The sequence below is a fragment of the Accumulibacter sp. genome, from assembly GCF_031732815.1.
GTDB lineage: Bacteria > Pseudomonadota > Gammaproteobacteria > Burkholderiales > Rhodocyclaceae > Accumulibacter.
On the sequence record NZ_JAVMKF010000115.1, the window covers coordinates 1 to 5,351 of the forward strand.

The 5,351-nt window shown below is 64.0% G+C and carries 6 protein-coding genes; 1 reads left to right on the forward strand and 5 read right to left on the reverse strand.

Annotation, left to right across the window (positions count from 1 at the left end; genetic code table 11):
* Positions 1 to 533 (reverse strand): thermonuclease family protein (locus tag RKP46_RS08435; protein WP_311106231.1); only part of this gene is annotated, 533 nt, incomplete at its 3' end.
* A 181-nt stretch (positions 534 to 714) separates the two neighbouring features.
* On the opposite strand from RKP46_RS08435, the gene RKP46_RS08440 reads away from it, so the two are divergent.
* Positions 715 to 1,167 (forward strand): AP2 domain-containing protein, encoded by a 453-nt coding sequence (locus RKP46_RS08440; RefSeq protein WP_311106232.1) that lies wholly within the window; start codon positions 715 to 717, stop codon positions 1,165 to 1,167.
* Between the two features lie 257 nt (positions 1,168 to 1,424).
* Here the strand turns inward: RKP46_RS08440 and RKP46_RS08445 are convergent, their stop codons facing one another.
* From RKP46_RS08445 to RKP46_RS08460, 4 genes are all read right to left on the reverse strand, one after another.
* Complete coding sequence (locus tag RKP46_RS08445) at positions 1,425 to 4,163, reverse strand: zincin-like metallopeptidase domain-containing protein (protein WP_311106233.1); 2,739 nt, start codon at positions 4,161 to 4,163, stop codon at positions 1,425 to 1,427.
* Between the two features lie 5 nt (positions 4,164 to 4,168).
* Positions 4,169 to 4,435, reverse strand: coding sequence for a protein TraD (locus tag RKP46_RS08450; RefSeq protein WP_311106234.1), 267 nt, complete (start codon positions 4,433 to 4,435; stop codon positions 4,169 to 4,171).
* 43 nt (positions 4,436 to 4,478) lie between these two features.
* Positions 4,479 to 5,015 (reverse strand): conjugative transfer signal peptidase TraF, encoded by a 537-nt coding sequence (gene traF / locus RKP46_RS08455; RefSeq protein ID WP_311106235.1) that lies wholly within the window; start codon positions 5,013 to 5,015, stop codon positions 4,479 to 4,481.
* A partial coding sequence (locus RKP46_RS08460) for a type IV secretory system conjugative DNA transfer family protein (protein ID WP_311106236.1) occupies positions 5,012 to 5,351 on the reverse strand: 340 nt, incomplete at its 5' end. The genes traF and RKP46_RS08460, both read right to left, overlap by 4 nt.

Genomic DNA, 5,351 nt, shown 5'->3' on the forward strand with positions numbered 1-5,351 from the left:
CCGTTCGCGGGATGAGCGAGCGCCTCAGCCCTCTGGGAGAGGAAGACGTAACAGCCAGCACGCTTGGCCTTGGCCTCCTCTTCCGAAAACTCGTACGCCGCACGATCCGCCGGCAGTTGTTCGTTAGCGTACTTCCGGTACCACCATGCAAGCCCGACGGTGATCTGTGCATGGCCAACATCGAGCGTCATAGGGCAGGTCGGACAACTGGCAGGTTGCACCCACACCTTGCCGACGATGCGCTGGTACTTGTCTCGCTTCGCCCACTCGACCCGCACGTCCTTGTTGAAGACCAGGCGCGAGAGGTTCTCCTTTGAGCGTTGGCCAAACGGTTGAGCTTTTTCAGGTGCGTCGATGCCCTGGAGGCGAATTTTGTGCTGCTGGTGGCTAGCGTCCAGGACGGTGATGGTATCACCGTCGGCAACACCGACGACTTTTCCCGAAAGAGTGTCGCCCCATGCAAAATGCGCTACGATCCACAGTGCCGTAGGCAGAAGACGAATCCATGACCGGTGATTCCGCTCTCGAAACATTCCCTCCTCCCCGAAAGCTATTCTACGAAATGATCAACCTTGCTACCAAGGCTGGCGCCGAAGTGGAAACGTTCGTGAGTGCGTCTCGGCGAATGACGAACTGTAAGAGGAACAGACTGCGTGCTTGGCGATAGAAATCGACTCGCGCAGTAGTTGCAGAACCGTTGCCCCCAACATTCCCATGTACGCCATTTCCCGACACGAACGAAGACCGGGCATATGGTACTGGTTGGTGATGTTCACGCGGCAAGGAAAGCGGTACTACAAGTCGTTTTACGACGTTCGCCGTGGCGGGTCGGAGAACGCCCTCGCCGCTGCAAAGGCCTGGCGTGACGGTCAGTTAGCTGCGATCAAGGCGCTGACGAAGCGGAACTTTTGCCAGATCAAGAGGACGTCGAACCAGAGCGGCGCGCCGGGCGTTCATTTCATTCGACCGAAGAATCACCCGCAAGGCTGTTGGGCTGCAAGGCTCAAGCTGCCCGATGGTCGTGAGCGGACCAAGACGTTCTCAGTCCGAAAATATGGCGAAAGCCGGGCGTTCGAGCTTGCCGTTGAAGCGCGAAGCCAACTGCTGGATCTGGTCGATGACAAGCCGTTTCTTCGGGATCAAGTGGCGATGAAGTTCGCCCGGTGACGACACATCGCACGATTGCCAACCCCGGTAGGTCGGGCAAAAACGAAATGGTCAACACGTGTCGCATGTCGCAGTCTGCACTCTGGCGTCTGACCGGCCGTGGCCTCTCATCGACACATTGAGACAGGGGAAAGCCTAATCCCGGTTACAACCCGGAACCGACAGTCGCCGCTTTTGAAAGCGTCCATTCACCACAAGGGGCTGCCGAGCAACGAACAAGCGGCATCGCGGTACAGCTTGCGATGCCGCCGTAGCTATCATCCGACCTTCACGACCCGACGCACGGCGTGCTCCTGCCTTTCCCCGCGCGCCAGCCCCTCAACACTCCACCCCTGCTGCCACTCGATCACGTCATCAACCACCGACCGAACCTGCCGCGCAATCCCTTCCTGCCCGAGCACGCTCCTGGTAGCCAGGTCATTGAAGTCGGTAAAGCCCTTCGGGTTCGCGGCCTGCTCGCCGGGCGCGAAGATCGGTAGCAGCAGCTTGCCGCCAACCGCCCGGGCGGCTTCTTCGGCCTTGCTGCGGCCGGGGTTGACGCCCTGGGTGGCCTCCAGGTGCTTGTCGTCATCGCCGGCGATCACGATCGGTTTGTCCGGGTACTTCTCGTGCAGGGCCTTGGCGACGGGTACCAGGTTCCCGGAGTCGAAGGCGGCGACGGTCGCGAAACCCAGGGTTTGTGACAGGCTGCCGGCGGTAGCGTAGCCTTCGCCGATGACCAGGACGGGTGCCTTGGCCAGCGCGTCCAGGCCGCCGATCGCATGGAAGCAGACTTCCTTGCGGCTGTCCTTGGCGAAGCGCTTGCTGCCGTCCTCGCGGATGTACTGCATCGTCCATTGCTTGCCGTCGACGTCGGTCGCCGGGATGTAGGTTTTCTGGCCTTCACGGTCGGTGAAGACGCCGGGCTGTGGTTCGATGCCCTTGGCCTTCATGTACGCGGTCGGCTCGGTGACCGGCAGCAGCTTCGTCATCTGCCGGGCGACACGCTGCGCGGTCTGCTCGTGCAACCGCTCTTGCTCGGCAGTGCGGGACTGCAGCTTCTCGGCAGCCTCGGCGAGCATCCGGGCTTTCTGCTCGGGGTCGAAGGCGTAGCCCTTCGACTTCCACTTCAGGTCGATGCCGGTCTTGTTGTTTTTCATGTAGCCGGCCGGGTGGCCGTCGAGGTGGCCGACATAAAATCCCGATCCGGATTTCTCGCTGTGCTTCTCGCCTTCGACGCTGATGCGGTGCTTCTGGCCGTCCATGATCGGGTGCTCGCCGCTCACCACACAGCCGATCGAGCGCAACGCCTCGGCGAACTCGTCCTTCGGCGTCATTGCCGGGCCTTGCTGGGTAGCGACGTTCTCGGGCTTCCAGCGCTTGAGCTTCGACAGGTCGGCTTTTGGCCCGGCGTACCAGGACTTCGCGGCCTTGTCCCACACGGCGCCGGCCGCCTTGGCGGCGACGCGTTCGCCGTAGGGAACGGCGAGATATTGGCGCGGCGGGGTGGCTTGTGGCTGCTTGGGCCGGGCGTGGGGAGTGGTCGCCGGTGTCCATCGGGCGAAGGGGGCGGAGTCCACACCGGCCGGGATGTACCAGGACTGTTCCTGACGATCCCAGCGCGCACCCAGCGCTTTCGCTTCATCCTTTTGCGGATAGGGCACGTCGATCCAAATCTTGCTGGACTGGCTGGACGGGTCTGCCTGGACGGACTGACCGGCCTGGGTAGTCTGCTGCTCACGTTCGTGTTCGGCGATCTGCCGTTGCAGATCCTTGTCGTTGAGAAGCGCAGCCACGTCGGCCGACTTGCGCGCTTCTCGGGCGGCGGCAATGTCCTCGTCGGTGCTGTTGGGGTCGCGGCGCACCCGTTCTTCCTCGATTCTCGCCAGCCGGGCCGCTTGCTCGTGCGGGTTGATCGGGTCGAGGCGGGGGTCGGCAACTGCCGCTTCGCCATCGATTGACTCGAGCGCCGTGCTCGCGAGCACGGGGGTCTGCGTGAAGCTCTGCATGGCCGCCTCCTGATTCTCTGTGTTGTCCTGATTCTCTGCGCTATCCTGATTCTCTGCGCTATCCTGATTCTGTGCGCTGTCCTGGGTCTGTGCCTGCTGGCTGGTCTGCTCTTGAACCAGCTGCTGTTCGAGGCTCAGCACGTAGCCGTGGATCTTCTCGGCGTCGGCCGCGGCGCGAAAAATCTCCAACGGATCGTCCCGTAGGACATTGATCCACGTGCCGACGTACGCCGCGTGCTGGCCGGGGTCGTGGCCGATTCCGAGTTCGTCACCCAGGATCATGCTGGCGATTTCGGCCCGCAGCTCTTCCTTCGCGTAACCCTCGCTGCCGAAAGGATGCGCCAGGTCGCGGCCCAGGCGCGATGGGTGGCCGGTCCAGTGCCCGAGTTCGTGTAGCGCCGTCGCGTAGTAGTTGTCGGCGCTGGGAAACTGGCCCTTGTCGGGAAGGTGGATGCTGTCGGTCCGCAAGCGGTAGAAGGCGCGGTTCTGCCCACCGTGCTGGATCACGGCGCCGGACGCCCGCAGGATGGCTTCGGCGCGCTCGACGGCGTCCCAGGTCTGTTCCCTGCGTTGCATCGGCGGCAAGCCGTCGATCTGCTCGGCGTTGAAGACGGTGGCGAAGAACACTCGCGGTCGCTCCAGCCGCACTTCCGCTTTGACCGGCTGCCCCTGGGCATCGAGGACGGGCTTGCCGCTCTCGCCGGTCCGGGTCTGCTCCTCGCTGAACTTCCAGTACTGGATGGCCGTGCCATGCTCGCCCTTGCGCACCTGCGCGCCGACAGCGGCGGCCTGCTTGTAGGTCAGCCAGCGTTGATCGATGCGGCCCTGGCTCATCAACTGGATGGCGTTGATGCCGCGATAGCGCTTGCCGGTGGTCGGGTTGATCGGGAGCAGGGAAGCGGCCTCGCCCGCTTCCCACGGCCGCTGCCAGGGCGCGGTGCCCTGTCTCAGTTGCTCGATCAGCTTCTCGGCCACCTGTTCGTGAAAGGCTTTCTTGGTCTCGGCCATCGTCCTCACCTCCTCGCCTTGGTGGTGGTCGTGGCGGCCGGCGCGGTGATATCCACCAGGTCGATGTCGCTCTCGGCGGCGTCCTGCTCGCTCAAGGCGTCCTCGATGAAGGCGCCGGCCTGTTCGGCCTCGTCGGGGTCGAACTCGGCCTGATAGCCGGGCGTCATCGCGTCGAGCAGCTTCTCGCGCAGCGCGCCGGCGGCGTTGGCTCGATCGTCGGCCTTCTCGATGAAGGTCACGTCGTTTTTGGGAAGGGTGTCTCGGTCATTCATCGCCTTTCTCCTTGCGGTTGCTGTCAGTGGGCTTGCCAACTTGTTACCAGGTCAAAACTGCGCGGATCACGCCCTTGATCTGCGCACGGTGGATCGGGCCGAAGTAGCGGCCATCGAAGGACGTGCCGCTGACGTCCGACATCAGCAGCAGTTCGGAACCGTCCAGCGTGAAGCGCTCGGCCGGAAAACGCGGCAGCGGCCGGCCGTTCCTGTCGGCCTGGATCGGAGCGCTGTGCGGCAGCAGTTCGCCGTTCACGCGCACGCCTTCGTCGGTAATGGTCACGGCGTCGTCCTTGGCGGCCAGGACGCGCTTCATCAGGTAGCCGTAGCCGCCCGGGCAGAAGCCGGCCCCGAGGTAGCCCCTGGCCCTGGCCTCCTCGAAGACGCCGATGGGCGGTGGGCAGAACATCACGTAAGCGCCCTTCCCCACCGGCTCGCTGCTCAGCCAGTACAGGCCGACCGGAATGCTTTGGGTGCTGTTGATGCGGGCGCCGCTGGCACAGGCAAGCGCGCCCAGCGCCAGGATAGCGACGCCGGCGATGGCGGTACCCGTGGCAAGGCATTGCGGCAGGCGGTTCATAAGGTGATGCCCTCCCCTGCCGGCAGGTTGTGGAAGTGAATCAGCTTGTCGCTGTTCGTCGGCGCCGGGATCGCGGCGCGGGCCTGAAATATCGGGTCCTTGAAGTAGAGCGGCTGCTTGCCGTAGATGGCCGGGTAGCCGGCCACATACACGACCATGTCGCCGGCCTCGTCGATGTCACCGTGGGCGTTCTTGATCGGGCCCGGCATGCGCAGACACTCGTCCGGGGTCAGCAGCGGGCGCTGCACCTCCTGGATGGTGCGCGACACCTGCCCCAGCAGGGCGCTCGCGCGCCGGCCGCTGGTGGTGATCTGTTCCTTGGCGACGGTGGTTTGC

Excerpts from the sequence above, each read along its gene's own strand:
- RKP46_RS08440 (WP_311106232.1), top strand. The coding sequence starts at position 715 with ATGTACGCCATTTCCCGACACGAACGAAGACCGGGCATATGGTACTGG.
- RKP46_RS08445 (WP_311106233.1), bottom strand. The coding sequence starts at position 4,163 with ATGGCCGAGACCAAGAAAGCCTTTCACGAACAGGTGGCCGAGAAGCTG.
- RKP46_RS08450 (WP_311106234.1), bottom strand. The coding sequence starts at position 4,435 with ATGAATGACCGAGACACCCTTCCCAAAAACGACGTGACCTTCATCGAG.
- traF (WP_311106235.1), bottom strand. The coding sequence starts at position 5,015 with ATGAACCGCCTGCCGCAATGCCTTGCCACGGGTACCGCCATCGCCGGC.